Annotated in this window: 18 protein-coding genes; 10 read left to right on the top strand and 8 right to left on the bottom strand. The window is 67.4% G+C overall.

Annotation, left to right across the window (positions count from 1 at the left end; genetic code table 11):
* The 3 genes from AC1ZV1_RS18100 to AC1ZV1_RS18090 are packed head-to-tail and all read right to left on the bottom strand — an operon-like array spanning position 1 to position 3892.
* Positions 1-672: a response regulator transcription factor gene (locus AC1ZV1_RS18100; protein ID WP_484292935.1), complete on the bottom strand. Its 672-nt coding sequence runs from the start codon at positions 670-672 to the stop codon at positions 1-3.
* A 32-nt stretch (positions 673-704) separates the two neighbouring features.
* Positions 705-1076: a response regulator transcription factor gene (locus AC1ZV1_RS18095; protein ID WP_484292934.1), complete on the bottom strand. Its 372-nt coding sequence runs from the start codon at positions 1074-1076 to the stop codon at positions 705-707.
* Positions 1076-3892 carry a PAS domain-containing protein gene (locus AC1ZV1_RS18090; protein ID WP_484292933.1) on the bottom strand — a complete coding sequence of 939 codons (2817 nt, stop codon included), beginning with the start codon at positions 3890-3892 and terminating at the stop codon, positions 1076-1078. The genes AC1ZV1_RS18095 and AC1ZV1_RS18090 overlap by 1 nt, the downstream gene beginning before the upstream one ends.
* Positions 3893-4167: 275 nt before the next feature.
* Here AC1ZV1_RS18090 and AC1ZV1_RS18085 point away from each other — a divergent pair, with 275 nt between their 5' ends.
* The 5 genes from AC1ZV1_RS18085 to AC1ZV1_RS18065 all read left to right on the top strand — a co-directional run bounded on the left by AC1ZV1_RS18085 (position 4168) and on the right by AC1ZV1_RS18065 (position 8787).
* The gene (locus AC1ZV1_RS18085) at positions 4168-5469 is read left to right on the top strand and encodes an epoxide hydrolase family protein (protein WP_484297587.1); all 1302 of its coding nucleotides are present in this window, start codon (positions 4168-4170) and stop codon (positions 5467-5469) included.
* A 57-nt stretch (positions 5470-5526) separates the two neighbouring features.
* Positions 5527-6534 carry an alpha/beta fold hydrolase gene (locus AC1ZV1_RS18080; RefSeq protein ID WP_484292932.1) on the top strand — a complete coding sequence of 336 codons (1008 nt, stop codon included), beginning with the start codon at positions 5527-5529 and terminating at the stop codon, positions 6532-6534.
* A 14-nt stretch (positions 6535-6548) separates the two neighbouring features.
* Positions 6549-7049: a cytochrome P460 family protein gene (locus AC1ZV1_RS18075; RefSeq protein ID WP_484292931.1), complete on the top strand. Its 501-nt coding sequence runs from the start codon at positions 6549-6551 to the stop codon at positions 7047-7049.
* A gap of 45 nt (positions 7050-7094) precedes the next feature.
* Positions 7095-7931: an oxidoreductase gene (locus AC1ZV1_RS18070; protein WP_484292930.1), complete on the top strand. Its 837-nt coding sequence runs from the start codon at positions 7095-7097 to the stop codon at positions 7929-7931.
* A gap of 82 nt (positions 7932-8013) precedes the next feature.
* Complete coding sequence (locus tag AC1ZV1_RS18065) at positions 8014-8787, top strand: alpha/beta fold hydrolase (RefSeq protein WP_484292929.1); 774 nt, start codon at positions 8014-8016, stop codon at positions 8785-8787.
* Between the two features lie 39 nt (positions 8788-8826).
* Here the strand turns inward: AC1ZV1_RS18065 and AC1ZV1_RS18060 are convergent, their stop codons facing one another.
* On the bottom strand, positions 8827-9468 hold the full coding sequence (locus AC1ZV1_RS18060; RefSeq protein ID WP_484292928.1) for an HAD family hydrolase: 642 nt from the start codon (positions 9466-9468) through the stop codon (positions 8827-8829).
* Between the two features lie 180 nt (positions 9469-9648).
* Here AC1ZV1_RS18060 and AC1ZV1_RS18055 point away from each other — a divergent pair, with 180 nt between their 5' ends.
* Together AC1ZV1_RS18055 and AC1ZV1_RS18050 are read left to right on the top strand one after the other, a co-directional pair.
* On the top strand, positions 9649-10266 hold the full coding sequence (locus tag AC1ZV1_RS18055) for a LysE family transporter (protein WP_484292927.1): 618 nt from the start codon (positions 9649-9651) through the stop codon (positions 10264-10266).
* A 140-nt stretch (positions 10267-10406) separates the two neighbouring features.
* Positions 10407-11351: a Dyp-type peroxidase gene (locus AC1ZV1_RS18050; protein ID WP_484297586.1), complete on the top strand. Its 945-nt coding sequence runs from the start codon at positions 10407-10409 to the stop codon at positions 11349-11351.
* Between the two features lie 4 nt (positions 11352-11355).
* Here AC1ZV1_RS18050 and AC1ZV1_RS18045 read toward each other — a convergent pair whose 3' ends face one another.
* On the bottom strand, positions 11356-12261 hold the full coding sequence (locus AC1ZV1_RS18045) for a LysR family transcriptional regulator (RefSeq protein ID WP_484292926.1): 906 nt from the start codon (positions 12259-12261) through the stop codon (positions 11356-11358).
* A gap of 176 nt (positions 12262-12437) precedes the next feature.
* On the opposite strand from AC1ZV1_RS18045, the gene AC1ZV1_RS18040 reads away from it, so the two are divergent.
* The gene (locus AC1ZV1_RS18040; protein ID WP_484292925.1) at positions 12438-13187 is read left to right on the top strand and encodes an SDR family NAD(P)-dependent oxidoreductase; all 750 of its coding nucleotides are present in this window, start codon (positions 12438-12440) and stop codon (positions 13185-13187) included.
* A gap of 117 nt (positions 13188-13304) precedes the next feature.
* Positions 13305-14063: a class I SAM-dependent methyltransferase gene (locus AC1ZV1_RS18035; RefSeq protein WP_484292924.1), complete on the top strand. Its 759-nt coding sequence runs from the start codon at positions 13305-13307 to the stop codon at positions 14061-14063.
* A gap of 70 nt (positions 14064-14133) precedes the next feature.
* Here AC1ZV1_RS18035 and AC1ZV1_RS18030 read toward each other — a convergent pair whose 3' ends face one another.
* Entirely contained in the window at positions 14134-15111 is a 978-nt protein-coding gene (locus AC1ZV1_RS18030; RefSeq protein ID WP_484292923.1) for a DMT family transporter, read from the bottom strand.
* A 105-nt stretch (positions 15112-15216) separates the two neighbouring features.
* Between AC1ZV1_RS18030 and AC1ZV1_RS18025 the strand changes: the two genes are divergently transcribed.
* Positions 15217-16116, top strand: coding sequence for a LysR family transcriptional regulator (locus AC1ZV1_RS18025; RefSeq protein WP_484292922.1), 900 nt, complete (start codon positions 15217-15219; stop codon positions 16114-16116).
* 74 nt (positions 16117-16190) lie between these two features.
* Here the strand turns inward: AC1ZV1_RS18025 and AC1ZV1_RS18020 are convergent, their stop codons facing one another.
* Together AC1ZV1_RS18020 and AC1ZV1_RS18015 are read right to left on the bottom strand one after the other, a co-directional pair.
* On the bottom strand, positions 16191-16655 hold the full coding sequence (locus AC1ZV1_RS18020; protein ID WP_484292921.1) for a hypothetical protein: 465 nt from the start codon (positions 16653-16655) through the stop codon (positions 16191-16193).
* Positions 16656-16766: 111 nt separating this feature from the next.
* Entirely contained in the window at positions 16767-17285 is a 519-nt protein-coding gene (locus AC1ZV1_RS18015; RefSeq protein ID WP_484292920.1) for a hypothetical protein, read from the bottom strand.
* Positions 17286-17306 lie beyond the last annotated feature (21 nt).

Raw genomic sequence — 17306 nt, 5'->3', positions numbered from 1 at the left:
TCAGCGCCCGTCGGCCGGTGTGATGCCGAGTAGTGCCGCCATGTTCACCAGGTCCGGCAGCGTGCGTGCCTGCATCTTGCGCATGACTCGGCCACGGTGCGCCTTCACGGTGATCTCGCTGATCCCCAGGTCGGCCGCAACCTGCTTGTTCAGGCGCCCGGCCACCACCATTGCCAGTACTTCCCGTTCGCGGCTGGTGAGCAGGGCGTAGGCCTGGCGCAGGGCGTCGAGCCGGGATTGCTGGCCGAGCGCGGCGCGGCTGTGTTCCAGGGCGTCGGTGATGGCCTGCAGCAGCGTGTCGCTGTCGAACGGCTTGGTGAGGAACTCCGCCGCGCCGGCCTTCATCGCGCGCACGGTAAGCGGCACGTCGCCATAACCGGTGATGAAGATGATCGGCATCGCCGGGCGGTCGCCGGCCACGCTGCGCTGCAGGTCAAGCCCGTTGAGGTCCGGCAGGTTCATGTCCAGCACCAGGCAACTGGGTACGTGGCTCGGCGGCTCGTCGAGGAAGGCGCTGGCGGCGTCGAACAGCACGGGTCGCCAGCCGGCGGAGCGGACCAGCAGTTCCAGTGATTCACGCACCGAGATGTCGTCGTCGACCACGTAGACGATGGGTGTCGCGTTGGACATCGGCAGGGCTTCCGTTCGCTGGGCTGGGATGGGGTTGAACATGCCATGTCCTCCGAGGGGCGTCGACCGGGCTGTCAGCCGACCGGCAGGGCGGCGCTGAGCGCCTTGAGCAATTCCGCTTCGCTGAACGGCTTGAGCAGGCAGGCCACCGCGCCCTGGGCGATCAGGCGTGGGCAGGTCGTCGCGTCGCTGTAGGCGGTGATGAAGATGATCGGCACAGGGATGGCGCGCAGGGCCAGTTCCTTCTGCAGTTCCGGCCCGCTCATGCCCGGCATGGACACGTCGAGGATCAGGCAGCGGGTGCGTTGCAGGGCGTCCGAGGCAAGAAAGTCTTCTGCCGAGGAGAATGCGCTGACCTCGAAGCCGAACTCGCGCAGCAGGTCCGGCAGGGATTCGCGCACCGATTCGTCGTCATCGACCACCGACACGAGCAGGGGCGTGGCCATCAGCGATTCTCCGTCGGTTGGTCTGGGGTGTCCTGGGCGTGCGACAGCGCCGACGCCTGCGGCAGGGCGAAGATGAAGGTGGAGCCCGGTCCGTCATGCGTGGTGGCCCAGACCCGGCCAGCGTGGTGCTCGATGATCGAGCGGCTGACCCACAGGCCGATGCCCATGCCCGATCGCTTGGTGCTGAAGAAGGCGTCGAACAGGCGGCCGGCGTCCTCCGGCGCGAAGCCTGCGCCGTTGTCGCGCACCGCCAGGAAGATGCTTGCGTCCAGGTCGTGGCCGGTGCTGACGCGCAGTTGCCGCGGGCGGTCATGCACGTCGCCCAGGGCGTCGATGGCGTTGAGGATGAGGTTGAGGATGACCTGTTGCAGCTGCACGCGGTCGCCGCTCACCGTGGGCAGTTCATCGTGCAGCGCGGGTAGCACGGTCACGCCGTGGCGCTGCAACTCGTTGTGCAGCATGGCGATCACTTCCCGCGTGGCCTCGTTGAGGTCGACCTGCTCGCTCACCGCCTCGTGACGGGCGAACAGGGCACGCAGGCGCTTGATGACATCCGCCGCGCGGTTGCCGTCGCGGATGGTGCGCCGCGCGGTTTCCCGCGCGCCCTCCAGGTTGGGCGTTGGCGCGCCGAGCATGCGCAGGCAGGTGCTGGCGTTGGTGATGATGCCCGACAGCGGCTGGTTGACTTCGTGGGCGATGGACGCGGTCAGCGCACCCAGGCTGGCTACGCGGGCGACATGGGCCAGCTCGGCGCGGGTCCTGTTCAGGGTTTCCTCGGCGAGGCGGCGCTGGGTGACGTCCTGCGCCGTGGCGATGTACAGCAGCGCGCCGTCGGCTTCGCGGGTGGCCTGGGCGACCAGGTGGACGTGGCGCACGACGCCGCCGGGGAGCAGCAGCCGGTGTTCGTGCTCGAAGTCACGGCCGTCGCGGCGCTGACGCTTGAGGATCTCTTCCACCAGGGCACGATCATCCGGATGGATGCGCGAGAAGATCAGTTCGAAGCTCGGCACCAGCCCCGGCTGCAGGTCGAGGAGCCGGTAGATTTCCTCGGACCAGGCGATTTCGTCGTTGTCGACGCGCCAGGAGAAGGTACCGGTCAGGCTGATGCGCTGGGCCTTGGCCAGGAAGGCTTCGCTCTGGCGCAGGGCGGCTTCGCTGCGGGCGCGGTCGATAGCGATGCTGGCCAGATGGGTGAACTGCGCGATCAGTGCGCGCTGGTTTTCCTCCATTGCCACCGGCTGGGTGAAATACACCGAGAGAATGCCGCTCACCTCGCCGCCGGAGGAGACCACCGGCGTCGCCGTCAGGGCGCGCAGGCCGTGCGCCTGTACCTGTCGCCGCCAGATCGGCCAGCGGGTTTCTTCGTTCAGGTCGTCGACCTGTAGCGACGCGTTTTCCAGCGCGGCCTGTGCTTGCGGGCTACCGAGCGGGTCCGCCGGTTGGCCGTCGGCCCCGCCGCCCAGCGGCGCCGGCAGATGAGGGGCGGCGCCGGTCTGCAGGCGCAATGTAGTTTCCGGCACGCGGCCATGGCGGGGCGCGACCAGGGTGATGGCGCAGCGGCTGCCGTCGAGGTTGGCTTCTACCAGCTCGCAGAGGGTTTCCAGCACCTGCGGCAGGGCGCAGCCGCTGGCCATCAGGCCGAGCAGGCGTTTCTCGCCGGCGAGCAGCAGTTCGGCGCGCTTGCGTACATGGATATCGGTGTTGCCGCCGTACCATTTCAGGACGCGGCCGGCAGCATCGAGCTGGGGCACCGCACGGATGAGGAACCAGCGGTAGCTGCCGTCGAAGCGGCGCAGGCGCGCTTCGAACTCGCCCGCGCTGCCCGCTTCCAGCAGGCCTTGCCAGTAGACGCCCAGCGCGGACGCATCCTCGGGGTGGAGGGCGGTCATCCAGCCGACGCCAGCGGCGTCCTCGGGCGTCATGCCGGTGTAGTCGAACCAGCGCTGGTTGAGGAACTCCACGCTGCCATCCGGGCCGGTGCGCCAGACGAAGCCCGGCACGGCGTCGATCAGGGTACGCAGGCGGTCTTCGGATGCACTGACTTCCTCCAGCGCACTGGCCAGCGATGTCTGCGCCTGGGCGATCAGTGCCTGGTCGCGCTTCTGCTCGTCGATGTCGACCTTCAGCACGAACCAGCGCTGGATGCGCCCCTCGCTGTCGCGATGGGGCAGTGCGCGCACATGGAACCAGCGGTAGAGGCCGTCGGCGCCGCGCACCCGCTGCTGGACGTTGTATGGCTCGCCGCTGGCCACCGAGTGCTTCCAGGCGGCCAGCGCATGGGGCAGGTCGTCAGGGTGGATGGTGTCGGAGCTGGTCCAGCGGCGCAGTTCGTCGAAGCTGGCGCCCAGGTAGTCGCTGTTGTGTCGGTTGACGCACTCCAACTCGCCGTCGGGTGTCATCAGCGAGATCAGTGCGGGAATGCTGTCGATGAGCTCCTGGGTTTCCCAGGTGACCGCCAAAGACGGGGCGGACAGCAGGTCATCGATGTCGATGTTCTGCCCGCACCAGCCGGCAAGCTCGCCGAGGGCGTTGGTCACCGGGCGGGCGCGCAGCAGGAAGCGACGGTACACACCGTCATGTCGGCGCAGGCGGGCCTGAAGGTCATGGGCAGCGCCGGACTGGCGGATAGCGTTCCAGCCGTGCTGCAGCGCCGACAGGTCAGCGGGGTGCACCAGCGCCTGCCAGGCATGCTCGGCGTGCGGGTCGAGGTCCCGGCCGGCGTAGGTGCGCCAGGCCTGGTTGACGCTCTCCAGGCGGCCGTCGACGGTGGCGGTCCACGCCATGTCGGGCAGCTTGTCGACGACTTCGTTGTGCATACCGGTCCTCTCCCGGCGCTAGCCGTGGGGCGAGCATGCGCCTTGCTGGCGGGGCTGCCAATGATACCTAGGTGTCGGCTCCGATACCGCAGGCGCGTGGGCGGGGAGCGCTGATACCAAGGTATCGACCGACACCATGGTGCAATCGCCGCGCCTCCCGGGCTTTGTTGAGATCGCTGCAGGTCGCCGATCCGTCGGCCAGTGAATCAGGGAGATCGACCATGCCAGCCGCCACGCTATCGCCCCACCTTCGCCGCCGCTTCAGCCGCACGCTCATGGCCTCCGCCGTGGGCCTGTTCCTGCTCGGTGACGGGCAGCACCACTTGCTGCAACAGACCTTTGCCGCAACCACTAGCGCCAGCAGCGCCGCACCTGCCGATGACAGCGTGCGGCCATTCCGCATTCAGGTGCCGCAGGAGCAACTGGACGACTTGCGCCGGCGCATCGCCGCGACACGCTGGCCGGACCGCGAGACGGTGAGCGATGCCTCCCAGGGCATCCAGCTGGAGAAGGTCCGCGCGCTGGTCGAGTACTGGGGCAAGGACTACGACTGGCGCCGTGCGGAGGCCAGGCTCAATGCGCTGCCGCAGTTCGTCACCCGCATCGATGGCGTGGACATCCAGTTCATCCACGTGCGCTCGAAGGAGCCGCACGCCATGCCGCTGATCCTCACCCACGGCTGGCCCGGTTCGCCACTGGAGTTCCTCAAGACCATCGGTCCGCTGACCGATCCGGTCGCCTATGGCGGGCGTGCGGAAGACGCCTTCGATGTGGTGATCCCGGCGATTCCCGGCCACGGTTTTTCCGGCAAGCCGACCGTCACCGGCTGGGGCCCGGACCGGGTGGCTCGTGCCTGGGACGTGCTGATGAAGCGCCTGGGCTATCGCCACTACGTGTCCCAGGGCGGCGACCACGGTTCGGTGATCTCCGATGCCCTCGGACGCCTGGCCCCGGCCGGCCTGCTCGGCATCCACCTGAACATGCCGGCGACGGTGCCGCCGGAACTGGTCGGGCCGATCAACAGTGGCGCGCCGGCGCCCGCCGGGCTGGGCGCCGACGAGCGCCGCGCCTTCGACGCGCTGAGTACCTTCTTCGGCCGCAATGCCGCCTACGGCGCGATGATGGTGACCCGCCCGCAGACCATCGGCTACTCCCTGGCGGATTCTCCCGCCGGCATGGCCGCGTGGATGTACGAGAAGTTCGCCGCCTGGACCGACAGCGGCGGCGAGCCCGAACGCGTGCTGAGCCGTGACGAGATGCTCGACGATATCTCGCTCTACTGGCTGACCAACACCGGGGCGTCCTCCTCGCGCTTCTACTGGGAAAACAACAACAACAACTTCAGCGCCGCCGCGCAGAAGACCGCGCAGATCACGGTGCCGGTGGCGATTACCGTGTTCCCCGGCGAGATCTACCGCGCGCCGAAGAGCTGGGCGCAGCGCGCCTATCCCTCGCTGGATTACTTCCACGCGGTGGACAAGGGCGGCCACTTCGCCGCCTGGGAACAGCCGCAACTGTTCAGCGAGGAACTGCGCGAGGCGTTCCGCCCGCTGCGAGCTAGCCTCACCAGCCACTGAATCCCGCCGAATGCCGGCAACCACCGTGCAGGCCACGTGCCTGCCCTGGAGACCCTGATGACCCTGTTCAAGCACTCGATCCTCGGCGCCTCGGCGCTGGCCATCGCTCTCGCGCAATTCACCTCCTGCTCGGTGGCGCAGGCCGCTACCGCGCCGTCGACTGACCCGGCTTTCGGCCCGCTCAAGCACGTCGATGCCGGCCTGCTCAATGTCGCCTACGCCGAAGCCGGCCCGGCCGATGGCCCGGTGGTGATCCTGCTGCACGGCTGGCCGTACGACATCCATAGCTACACCGACGTCGCGCCCCAGTTGGCCGCCAAGGGCTATCACGTGCTGATTCCCTACGCCCGTGGCTACGGCGAAACACGCTTCCTCTCCGCCGCGACTCGGCGCAACGGCGAGCCGGCCGCATTGGCGGTGGACGTCATCGACTTCATGGACGCACTGAAGATCAAGCGTGCCGTACTGGCCGGCTACGACTGGGGTGCGCGCTCGGCGGACATCGTCGCGGCGCTCTGGCCCGAGCGGGTGAAGGCGCTGGTGTCGGTGAGCGGTTACCTGATCGGCAGCCAGGAAGCGGGCAAGGCACCGCTGCCGCCCGCCGCCGAGCTGCAGTGGTGGTACCAGTTCTACTTCGCCACCGAGCGCGGCAAGGCCGGCTACGACAAGTACCGCCACGAATTTGCCAGGCTGATCTGGCAACTGGCTTCGCCGAAGTGGCAGTTCGATGACGCCACCTTCGAGCGTAGCGCCAAGGCTCTGGACAATCCCGACCACGGCGCGATCTCCATCCACAACTACCGCTGGCGCCTGAACCTCGCCGAAGGCGAGCCGCGCTACGCCGAGCTGGAGCAGAAGCTCGCGACCTTCCCGACCATCAAGGTGCCGACCATCACCCTCGAAGGCGACGCCAACGGCGCCCCGCACCCGCCGGCCGAGGCCTACGCCAAGCGCTTCAGCGGCAAGTACGAGTACCGCCTGATCAGCGGCGGTATCGGCCACAACCTGCCGCAGGAGGCGCCGGACGCCTTCGTCAAGGCAGTCGTCGACGCCGACCATCTGTGAGCCGGAGAACCGCCATGCGCATCACCGGAACTGTGCTGCGGCGCATCGCACTGGCCGGGCTCACCCTGCTGGTGACGACAGGCGCCAGGGCCGACGGCGATGCGTCGCCGATCTACGGCGTACGCCTGCCCGAGGGCTACCGCAACTGGCAGTTGGTGGCGCCCGCCCAGGAGGCGGCGCCGCTGAGCGAACTGCGCGCCGTGCTGGGCAACGACATCGCCATGAAGGCCTACCGCGCCGGCACCTTGCCATTCCCCGACGGCAGCGTGCTGGCCAAGCTCGCCTGGAAGCACGTGCAGTCGCCGGAATTCGAGCCGGCGTCGATCCCCGGCGCCGCGACCACCGTGCAGTTCATGGTCAAGGACTCGAAAAAATACGCGGCCACCGGCGGTTGGGGCTTCGCCCGTTTCATCGACGGCAAGCCCGCCGACGAGGCGCAGCACCAGACCTGTTTCGCTTGCCACCAGGCGCGGGTGAAGGAACACGACCTGGTCTTCACCCGTTACGCCCCCTGATAGCGGCACCTTGAGCGCTATCCCTTGAGAGACGTGGAGGTTCCCATGAACCAACGATGGCTGATCACCGGTTGCTCCCGCGGGCTGGGCCGGGCGCTGGCCGAGGCTGTGCTGCAGGCCGGGCACCGCCTGCTGGCCACCGCCCGCGACCTGGATGGGCTGGCGGACCTCGCCCGGCGCTATCCGCAGACGCTGCGCCTGGCGCCGCTGGACGTCACCGACCCGGCCGCCGCGCAGGACGCCGTGGCGCAGATGGTCGAGGAATTCGGCGGGCTCGACGTGCTGGTCAACAACGCCGGCTACGGCAACGTCAATTCGGTCGAAGACACGCCGCTGGAGGAATTCCGACGGCAGATCGAGACCAACCTGTTCGGCACCATCATCGTCACCAAGGCAGCGATTCCACTCCTGCGCCGGCAGCGCAGCGGCCACATCATCCAGCTGTCGTCGGTAGGTGGGCGCATTGGCGCGCCAGGGCGCGCGCCCTATTCGGCAGCGAAGTGGGGCGTGGAAGGCTTCTCCGAAGTGCTGGCGCGCGAGATGGCGCAAGTCGGTGTGCGGGTGACGATCATCGAACCCGGCGGCCTGCGCACCGATTTTGCCGGCGCCTCGACGACGCTCAGCGAAGGGCGCTTCGAATACGACGCAGTAGTCGGCGCCGTGGCGCGCCGCCAGCGGGCCTACGACGGCAAGCAGCCGGGCGACCCGCAGCGCGCCGCGCAGGCAATTCTTGCCGTGGCCTGGATGGATCGCCCGCCGCTGCGCCTGGCCCTGGGCAGCGACGCGGTGCTGGCCATCGAGAGCGCCGACAAGGCCCGCCTGGCGGAGCTGCGCCTGTGGCGCGAGCTGAGCCAGTCCAGCGATTTTCCCCGCTCGGCATGAGCGTTCCCCGCACGGTCCGACATTCCCCCGAGCCGCCGTGCGGGGCTTTTTATTCCCCACATCCTCAGCAAGGAGTTCCACCATGAAGAAGACCCTGACCGCCCTGGCGCTCGCCAGCGGCCTGCTGGCCGGCGGCGCTTTCGCGGCGCCGGTGAAACCGACGGTAGTGCTGGTGCATGGCGCCTTCGCCGATGCCTCCAGCTGGAACGGCGTGACCCGCATCCTGGAGAAGGACGGCTACAGCGTGATCGCCGCCGCCAACCCGCTGCGCGGCGTGGCCAGCGATGGCGCCTACATCGGCAACATCGTCGGCAGCGTCAAGGGGCCGGTGGTACTGGTGGGGCACTCCTACGGCGGCAACGTGATCAGCGCGGCGGCCAGCGACCGGGCCAACGTCAAGGCACTGGTCTATGTCGCCGCGTTCGCCCCGCAGAAGGGCGAGAGCGCCGCCGACCTGGCCGGCAAGTTCCCCGGCAGCACCCTCGGCCCGACCCTGGCCGCGCCGGTGGCGCTGGCTGATGGCGGCAAGGATCTGTACATCCAGCAGGACAAGTTCCACGACCAGTTCGCCGCCGATGTGCCCGCGGGCGACGCTGCGCTGATGGCGGCGGCGCAGCGGCCGGTCACCGAGGCCGCGCTGAACGAGAAGGCCGGCGCGGCTGCCTGGACGGCCATTCCGTCGTGGTTCGTCTATGGCGATGCTGACCGTAACATCCCGCCGCAGGCCCTGGCCTTCATGGCGCAACGTGCCCATGCCAGGGACGTCGAGGTGGTCAGCGGGGCTTCCCATGTGGTGATGGTCTCGCACCCGGAGGCGGTGGCGCGTTCCATCGAGAAGGCGGCTGTGGGCTACTGACCAGACGCCAGCGCCGGAAGGCGACTTCCGGCTCTTTCGTCACGCCTGCTGCGCGGCAATCGGCAGATCGAACTGCTGCAGGTCGTGGCGCAGTTGTTCGGCGTTGATGAACTGGACGGCGCGCAACCCCTGCGCCGTCGCGGCGTCGACGTTCTTGCGGACGTCATCGATGAACAGCGTGCGCGAAGGTGTCAGGCCGTAGCGCTGGATGAGCAACTGGAAGATTTCCGGTTCCGGCTTCATCAGGCCTTCGCGGCCGGAGACGAGCACACCCTCGAACTTCCCAAGGAATTCGAAGCGTTCTTCCGCCACCGAAAAGGTTTCCGCCGACCAGTTCGTCAGCGCCAGCAGACGCACGCCGTTCTGGTGCAGGTCGTTCAGTACCTGCACGGTTTCTTCCAGGGCACCGTTGAGCATCTCTTCCCACCGCTCGCGGTACGCCCGGATATTCGGTTCATGCGAAGGATGCTGCGCCACAGCCTCGGCGATGGCCTCTGCCCAGGGGCGGCCGCGATCCTGGCGCTCGTTCCAGGTGGTGTTGCAGACGTTCGCCAGGAACGCCTCCATCGCCGCTTCGTCGCCGTCGAAGAGCTTTCGATAGAGGTACCGGGGATTCCAGTCGACCAGCACGCCGCCGAGGTCGAAAACCACTGTGTCTACGCTGTTGCTGTCGTTCTGCACTGGGTGCGTCTCCCGAGCTGATGCTCATGCTGGAGTGATCGGTTGGCCCCTGACCTTATCGAAGACAGTTTTCGCGTCAACCTTTGATCACCGCGGAGGAGGGCAGAAAGGCGGCGCCCGCCGACACCGGTGGTAGACTCCTTCACTTCGCCTGCCTTCAGCTGCCCAGGAGCTTTTCCCATGTTCGGAGTGACCGATTACGGCGCCTTCCTGATTGCCTTCGTGGTGCTCCTGGCCATCCCCGGCCCCGGCAACTTCGCGCTGATCACCGCGACCGGCAAGGGTGGGATTCGCGCCGGGCTGGCGGCGACGTGCGGGGTGATCCTGGGGGACCAGGTCCTGCTGTGGATGGCGGTGGCCGGCGTGGCGACGCTGCTTGCGACGTACCCGGCGGCATTCCATGCGGTGCAGTGGCTCGGTGCGGCCTACCTGGCCTGGTTGGGCCTGCGCATGCTGATGAGCAAGCCCGGCGAAGCGCCGCGGCACAGTCGCATGGACAACGGGCACTACCTGCGCCAGACGATGCTGATCACCTTGCTCAACCCCAAGGCCATCGTGTTCTACATGGCTTTCCTGCCGCTGTTCGTCGACCCGGTGAAGCACCAGGGGCTGGTGACCTTCGCCTTCATGGCGGCGACCGTCGCGGTGGTGACCTTCCTCTACGGGCTGGTGGCCGTCGTGCTGACCCACAAGCTGGCCGAGCGCATGCGCGCCAATCCGCGCGTGGCCAATCTGCTGGAGCGCCTGGCCGGAGCCTGCCTGCTGGGCTTCGGCATCAAGCTGGCGGCGATGCGCTAGGGCGCGACGCAACATCCGTTGGCGCGAAGGGCCGGATCGGAAGACCGGCCCTTCGTTTTTTGCAGCCCGCATTGTCAACGCGGCGAGCGAGCTGCTTTGATACGCTCATCCCCCCATTTCGATAGCGGCGCATGGCAACCATGGTCAACGAATCTCCTGCACCCCAGGCAGTCGACAGTCCGGTCACCCGCAGCGCGATCTTCCTGGTCGCCACCCTCAAGCCGGGCCAGGACTGGAACCCGGTCCGCGCACTCTGCGCGGACGTCTCGGCGCTGGTGCGTTCCGTCGGCAAGCGGGTGCCCACGGGCAACCTGTCCTGCGTGGTGGGCTTCGGTTCGGCGGCCTGGGATGCGCTGTTCGGCGCTCCGCGCCCGGCGTCCCTGCATGCCTTCCGCGAGTTCGGCAGCGGCGAGCGGATCGCGGTGTCCACGCCGGGCGACCTGCTGCTGCACATCCGCGCCGAACAGATGGACCTCTGCTTCGAGCTTGCCACGCAACTGGTCGCGCGCCTGGGCGATGCGGTCACGGTGGTCGACGAGGTTCAGGGTTTCCGCTACTTCGACATGCGCAGCATCATCGGTTTCGTCGACGGCACCGAGAACCCGGAAGGCCGCGAAGTCCCGCACTTCACCCTGATCGGCGACGAGGACGCGGCGTTCGCCGGCGGCAGTTATGTGCTGGTGCAGAAGTACCTGCATGACATGACCGGCTGGAACCAGCTTTCCACCGAAGCCCAGGAGCGCATCATCGGCCGCACCAAGCTGGCCGACATCGAACTGGGCGACGACGTGAAGCCGAGCTGTTCGCACAGCTCGCTGACCACCCTGGAGAAGGACGGCCAGGAAGTGAAGATCCTGCGCGACAACATGCCGTTCGGCCGTCCCGGAGCAGGCGAGTTCGGTACGTACTTCATCGGCTACGCCCGTTCGCCGGCGCCGGTGGAGGAGATGCTGGAGAATATGTTCGTCGGCCGCCCGGCCGGCAACTACGACCGCCTGCTGGACTACAGCAAGGCGGTGACCGGCAGCCTGTTCTTCGTGCCGTCCGCCGACCTGCTCGACGCCTTGGCCGACAAGCAGCCCTGAGTGCTCAGCCGGCGACCTTCGCCGGGAAGCATTCCACCAGCCAGTCGATGAATACCCGCAGACGATGCGTGACGTAACGGTTCTGCGGGTAAACGACGTGGAAGGGGTAGGGCGCCGGGCGCCAGTCCGCGAGGATCTCCACCAGTGCGCCATCGCGCAGGGCGGCGCCGGCGGCGTAGGAGAAGGTCTGGATGATGCCCAGGCCGGCCATGCAGGCGGCCAGGTGCGCGTTGCTTTCGTTGACGCCGATGCGGTGCTCGAGCTTCAGCTCGTTGCGCTCGTCGTTGCGTTCGAAGCGAAAGGGCACCGCGCGGCCATTCTGCGGCGACAGGTAGCTGACCAACCGGTGGCCATTGCGCAACTCTTCCGGATAGGCGGGGATGCCGTTGTGGCGCAGGTACTCGGGTGACGCGCAGGTGACCATGGTCGCCTGGCCGATGCCGCGGGCCACCAGTGAAGAGGCATCCAGCGTGCCGCCGCGGATCACGCAGTCGACGTTGTCGCCGATGAGGTCCACCGAGCGGTCGGATACGCCCAGGTCGATACGGATATCCGGATAGCGCGCGAGAAAGTCCGGCAGCAACGGCACCAGCACGTCCCGTGCGGTCGAGCCGCCGACGTCGATGCGCAGGTGCCCGCGAGGCTTGCTGCGGGCAATGTTGAAGGATGAATCGATGTCTTCCAGGTCGCGCAGCACGCGGGTGGCCTTGGCGTAGTAGTCCTGGCCTTCCGGCGTCACCGTGACGCGCCGCGTGGTGCGCTGCAGCAGGCGCACGCCCAGGTGCGCCTCCAGCTCCTGCACCAGCTTGCTCAGGGTGGCGTTGGGCATGTCCAGCGAGTCGGCGGCGCGGGTGAAGTTGCCGGCTTCCACCACGCGGGCGAAAGCGCGGATGGCCTGGAGCTGATCCATGGGAATTCCTCGGAAAGGATCGCCTGATTATCCATGTATATGGATAGTCATTCCATTGTATGCGCTTTTTCCATCAATCGACGAGCCCTAGAGTAGCGCCATGCCTCACCGCAACGCCGCGCCAGATGCCGGCCAGAGAGGCAGAACCCTACATCCTGAACATCCTGGAGCTCATCATGAACAAGTCCCTCACTGGTAAAGTTGCACTGGTCACCGGCGGCAGCAGCGGCATCGGCCTCGGCGCCGCACAGGAACTCGCCGCGCAAGGCGCCCGGGTGTTCATCACCGGTCGCCGCCAGGCCGAACTGGACGCCGCCGTGGAAGCCATCGGCCCGGCCGCCACGGCGATCCGCGCGGACGCCTCGGTGCTCGCCGATCTCGATGCGGTCTATGCGCAGATCGCCAAGACTGCCGGCCGCCTGGACATCCTCTTCGCCAACGCCGGTGGCGGCGACATGCTGCCGCTGGGCGCGATCACCGAGGAGCACTTCGACCGCATCTTCGGCACCAACGTGCGCGGCGTGCTGTTCACCGTGCAGAAGGCGCTGCCGCTGCTGACCGATGGCGCATCGGTAATCCTCACCTCGTCCACCACCTCGATCCAGGGCACCGCCAACTTCAGCGTCTACAGCGCGAGCAAGGCCGCCGTGCGCAACTTCGCCCGCTCCTGGGCACTGGACCTGAAGGACCGCGGCATCCGCGTCAATGTCGTCAGCCCGGGGCCGGTGCGCACTCCCGGCCTCGGCGACCTGGTGCCCGAGGAAGCCCGCCAGGGCCTGTTCGACGCGCTGGCCAGCCAGGTGCCGCTGGGCCGTCTCGGCGAGCCGCGGGAGATCGGCAAGGTAGTGGCCTTCCTGGCTTCGGACTCGGCCAGCTTCATCAACGGCATCGAACTGTTCGTCGACGGCGGCATGGCGCAGATCTGATCACACTGCGGGCCGGGCAGGGCGCAGGTCCTGTGCCGGTCCGCTTGGCGCTGGTCTGCGCACCCGTTGCCCATTACATTCACGCCAAGCGAGTCATCAAGACAGGAGCCGCCGGCCATGAATCCCCCATCCGCCGACCTGCGCAACTGGTTCGATCAGGGCGGGCAAGCCTACGCGCGCTTCCGTCCCCAATACCCGATGGAGCTTGCCTCTTACCTGGCCTCGATTGCGCCCGACCGAGCGTTGGCGGTCGATGTCGGCTGTGGAAATGGCCAGCTGACCCGGCAACTGGCCGAGCATTTCAAGGCGGTGGTGGGCCTGGATCCCAGTGAGGACCAGATCGCGCACACGACACCGCAGGAAAACGTCACCTACGCCTGCGCGCCAGCGGAGGACCTGCCGCTGCACGACCATAGCGCCAGCCTGATCACCGCCGCCCAGGCCGCGCACTGGTTCGACTTGCCGAGGTTCTACGCCGAGGTGCGACAGGTCGCCGAGCCCAATGCGATCCTGGCGCTGATCAGCTATGGCGTGCTGCGCCTGGACGGCGTGCTGGGCGAACGCTTCGAACAGTTCTACTGGAACGGGATCGGCCCCTACTGGCCTGCCGAACGCAAGCTGGTGGACAGCGGCTACGCCACCCTCGATTTTCCTTTCAGCGAATTTCCGGGCCCGGAGATCGCCATTCGCCTGGAGTGGAACCTCGAGGAGTTCCTCGGCTACGTCTCCACCTGGTCGGCCGTGCGCCGCGCCCGCGAGGCAGGGCGCGAAGACCTGCTGCAGCGCTTTGCCACGGACATGGCCGAGCACTGGGGCGACCCTGCCGCGCGGCTTCCGGTCGGATGGCCGATCACCATGCGGGTCGGGCGGGTGTGACACGGCGGGCACTCGTTGTCGGTTTTCCCGACCTCGTGGAGCGACAGGCCAGGTTTACCGGTTGCCGTGTTCAGCCTGCGCTCCTGCAATCCTCGGACGGCTGTTGTCCTGGCTTGGCCTGGCGCGCTTCCGTCCTGGCTCCTGACAACCGCGACACCCCGAACAGCACCAGTGCCAGTCCGGCGATCTGATAGACCGAGACTGTTTCGCCCAACAGTGCCCACGACGCGAACACGGTGAGTACCGGGCCGAGGTTGCCGAACGCGGCAGCATGGGTGGCGCCCATGCGCTGGATCGCCAGCGCCATCCAGTAGATCGGCAGCACGGTGGAGATCAGTGCCATCAGCGAACCGTGGAGCCATACCGCGCCGGGCAGTGTTGCGAGTTGCTGCACATCACCGCTCACGGCGTAGTGGATCAGCACCATCACCGACGACGCTCCACCAGCCAGCCCCGCGAGGCGCATCGAGCCGATGCGCCGCACCATCGCGCCGGTGCCCATGTAATACAGCGCATAGGTGACGGCGCTGGCGAACACCCAGATGGCGCCCAGCAGGATCTGCCCGTCGCCGCCTTCCACGCGGATGTCATGCACCAGCGCGATGCCCAGGCCGAGGTAGCACAAGCCCATGGCGGTCAGGGTACGAGAGCTCGGACGTTCGCGGGCCACGACCATCTGCAGGAGCAGCACCAGGGTCGGGTAGGTGAACAGGATCAGGCGCTCCAGCCCGGCGCTGATGTACTGCAGGCCGTAGAAGTCGAACAGGCTGGACAGGTAGTAGCCGAACAGGCCGAGCAGCAGGATGCGTACACCATCGGCCAGCGAGAGACGCGCCTGCTCCGGGCTCCGGCTCAGCCAGATCAGCCAGAGGAACAGCGGCAACGCCAGGCCCATGCGGATCGCCAGCACCGTCACGGCATCCACCGGGGCTGCGGCGTAGGACAGTTTCACGAAGACGGCCTTGAGGCTGAAGCCGGTGGCGGACAACACGGCGAACAACACGCCGCTGCGCAGGCTGCGCTGGTAGAGAGAGGTCAGGCTATTCATGGCGGCACGAGCGCAAGGCAGGGGAAAGGCTTTATTCTAAGGAGAAGGCTGATTCATCAGAATCGGTCGTTGACGAACGTAGTATTCGCTTTTGGAGAAAGCTACATGCACTTCGATCTGGCCGATCTGCGCCTGATTGCGGCCATCGCCAGTACCGGCAGCCTGAGCAAGGCGGCGGCCTCTGTGCCGGTGGCAGTCTCGGCGGCGAGCAACCGTCTGCGCCTGTTCGAGGAACGCTGCGGTCTTTCCCTGTTCGCCCGGCACAGCGACGGCATGACGCTGACGCCCAGCGGCCGCCTGGTGCTGGAGGCGAGCCAGCGGGTGCTCAAGGAGGCGCGGCAACTCAAGGACACCCTGCAGGAGCTGAGCGGAGAGCGGCGCATCACGCTGCGCCTGGCGGCCTCCACCGTGGCCAACAGCACCTTCCTGCCGACCGCGCTGGGGCCTTTCCTGGCGGACTACCCGGAGGTGGACCTGCAGCTGATCGAGCAGAACAGCAAGGATGTGCTGCGCGCGGTGCAGGACGGGGCGATCGACATCGGCGTCTACGACGGCAACCTGCCCACCGCCGGGCTGCTGTCGCTGCCGTTCCGCAACGACAAGCTGGTGCTGCTGGTGCCGCAGGATCACCCGCTGGCCAGCCAGCAGCTGCCCAGCCTGCGCGATGCGCTGAGCTTCCCGTTCGTCTGCCTGCCCGCAGAGCGTGCCATGCAACGTTTCGTCGAGGCGATGGCGGTGCGCAACGCAATGCCGCTGAAGGTGCGCGTGCGAGCACCGAGTTTCGACGCCATCGCCCAGCTGGTCGCGCAGCGGGTAGGCGTCGCCATGTTGCCCGAGGCCGCCGCCACGCGGATGGCGCAGGAGCTGCCGGTATCGGTGGTGGCCCTGGAGGATGCCTGGGCGACCCGCGAACTGCGCTTGTGCGTCTCCGACTGGGATGCCTTGTCGTCCCACGCGCGGCAGTTGCTGACCTACCTGATGCGCGAGGGGGCCGCCTCTCGCTGAATGGCGTCTCAGCGCGCCGTTGGGCGACCGGCCAGCCTGCCGACGGTGCGACACCGGAGGCTGGCGCAGGGGGTTCACGCGCTGGTGTTCACCGAGGTCCCGCTGGTGCTGGTGCCGGACTCGGTCAGCGCTTCGGAGTAGGCGGCGGTGGCTGCGGCGACCGCTGCCGACGCGGCCGATACACGTGCTTGAGCGGCTTGTGCGGCGACCTGCTGGGCCTGTTTTTCCTCGTCTGTCTGGCCGCCGCTCTGGTTGGCCTTGGCCAGTTCCTGTTCGGCCTCTTGCAGTTCCTTCTGCGCCTGCTCCATCGCCTGCTTGAGCTTCTCCAGCGTGGTGTCGGAACTGCTGCTGTCGGAGCTGCTGTCGGCCCCGCCGGCCGCTCCGCCACCCGCGGCTCCGCCTGCCGCCTGTGCCGACGAGCTGGCCGTGGTCTGCGAGGTGCTGGTGGCGTCGTTGCTCGTGGTGGTGGTCGATGCGGCCGACGTCGAGGCGGTGGAATAGCGAACGTTGGTGGCGCTGACGGCGCTGATGGTGGTCATGGTCGGGCTTCCTCTGAGGATGGTTATCCGCAGTGGCGGCCGTCGCGCAGAGAAATTTAGAGGGGTTTGTTATCGACTTGGTATCAACCGTGGTACGTCGAGCTGGACGGGTCAGGGCGTCTCCAGCAAGCGGGGCGTCTGCGAGCCGCCCAGCGACAGGTGGATCACGCCAGCGCGGCTGGGGAAGTTCGGCGAGTCGTCGTCGCTGTTCTCCATCACCGGGATGTCGATCAGGGTGTGCTTGCCCGTCGGGTCGCTGACCAGCCGGGCGTCCAGCTTCTCGATCGACCGCCAGCTGTCGCCACCGATCTGCATCGCATCGAGCAGGCTGTAATGCTCCTGGCCTTCCTCGTTCGGGGTGGAGGAGAAGACCGCGAGGTACTGGCTGTAGTTGTTGCCCATGTCGAACCCTTCGATGGTGAAGACGGCGAGGGTGAGTTCGCTGTCCTTGCCGGTCTTCAGGGTCTGTACGCGGGTCGCTTCGGGATAGCCGGTGGCGAAGCTGTCCTTGTACAGCTCGACCAGTCGGCTGACCTGTTCTTCGAGGGGCTTGGAGAGTGCCGGCTGTTCGGCGGCATGGGACAGGGTGCAGGCGAGCAGCAGGCCGGCGGGTAGCAAACACAGTTTCATGGGCATCCTTGAACAGGGAGA

It is taken from the genome of Pseudomonas sp. BB438, from assembly GCF_057180225.1.
This window is presented reverse-complemented; position numbering and strand designations above follow the sequence as displayed.

Bases quoted from the DNA above. Each gene is read 5' to 3' on its own strand.
- AC1ZV1_RS18100 (WP_484292935.1), bottom strand. From the start codon at position 672: ATGTTCAACCCCATCCCAGCCCAGCGAACGGAAGCCCTGCCGATGTCC.
- AC1ZV1_RS18095 (WP_484292934.1), bottom strand. From the start codon at position 1,076: ATGGCCACGCCCCTGCTCGTGTCGGTGGTCGATGACGACGAATCGGTG.
- AC1ZV1_RS18090 (WP_484292933.1), bottom strand. From the start codon at position 3,892: ATGCACAACGAAGTCGTCGACAAGCTGCCCGACATGGCGTGGACCGCC.
- AC1ZV1_RS18085 (WP_484297587.1), top strand. From the start codon at position 4,168: ATGGCCTCCGCCGTGGGCCTGTTCCTGCTCGGTGACGGGCAGCACCAC.
- AC1ZV1_RS18080 (WP_484292932.1), top strand. From the start codon at position 5,527: ATGACCCTGTTCAAGCACTCGATCCTCGGCGCCTCGGCGCTGGCCATC.
- AC1ZV1_RS18075 (WP_484292931.1), top strand. From the start codon at position 6,549: ATGCGCATCACCGGAACTGTGCTGCGGCGCATCGCACTGGCCGGGCTC.
- AC1ZV1_RS18070 (WP_484292930.1), top strand. From the start codon at position 7,095: ATGAACCAACGATGGCTGATCACCGGTTGCTCCCGCGGGCTGGGCCGG.
- AC1ZV1_RS18065 (WP_484292929.1), top strand. From the start codon at position 8,014: ATGAAGAAGACCCTGACCGCCCTGGCGCTCGCCAGCGGCCTGCTGGCC.
- AC1ZV1_RS18055 (WP_484292927.1), top strand. From the start codon at position 9,649: ATGTTCGGAGTGACCGATTACGGCGCCTTCCTGATTGCCTTCGTGGTG.
- AC1ZV1_RS18050 (WP_484297586.1), top strand. From the start codon at position 10,407: ATGGTCAACGAATCTCCTGCACCCCAGGCAGTCGACAGTCCGGTCACC.
- AC1ZV1_RS18045 (WP_484292926.1), bottom strand. From the start codon at position 12,261: ATGGATCAGCTCCAGGCCATCCGCGCTTTCGCCCGCGTGGTGGAAGCC.
- AC1ZV1_RS18040 (WP_484292925.1), top strand. From the start codon at position 12,438: ATGAACAAGTCCCTCACTGGTAAAGTTGCACTGGTCACCGGCGGCAGC.
- AC1ZV1_RS18035 (WP_484292924.1), top strand. From the start codon at position 13,305: ATGAATCCCCCATCCGCCGACCTGCGCAACTGGTTCGATCAGGGCGGG.
- AC1ZV1_RS18030 (WP_484292923.1), bottom strand. From the start codon at position 15,111: ATGAATAGCCTGACCTCTCTCTACCAGCGCAGCCTGCGCAGCGGCGTG.
- AC1ZV1_RS18025 (WP_484292922.1), top strand. From the start codon at position 15,217: ATGCACTTCGATCTGGCCGATCTGCGCCTGATTGCGGCCATCGCCAGT.
- AC1ZV1_RS18020 (WP_484292921.1), bottom strand. From the start codon at position 16,655: ATGACCACCATCAGCGCCGTCAGCGCCACCAACGTTCGCTATTCCACC.
- AC1ZV1_RS18015 (WP_484292920.1), bottom strand. From the start codon at position 17,285: ATGAAACTGTGTTTGCTACCCGCCGGCCTGCTGCTCGCCTGCACCCTG.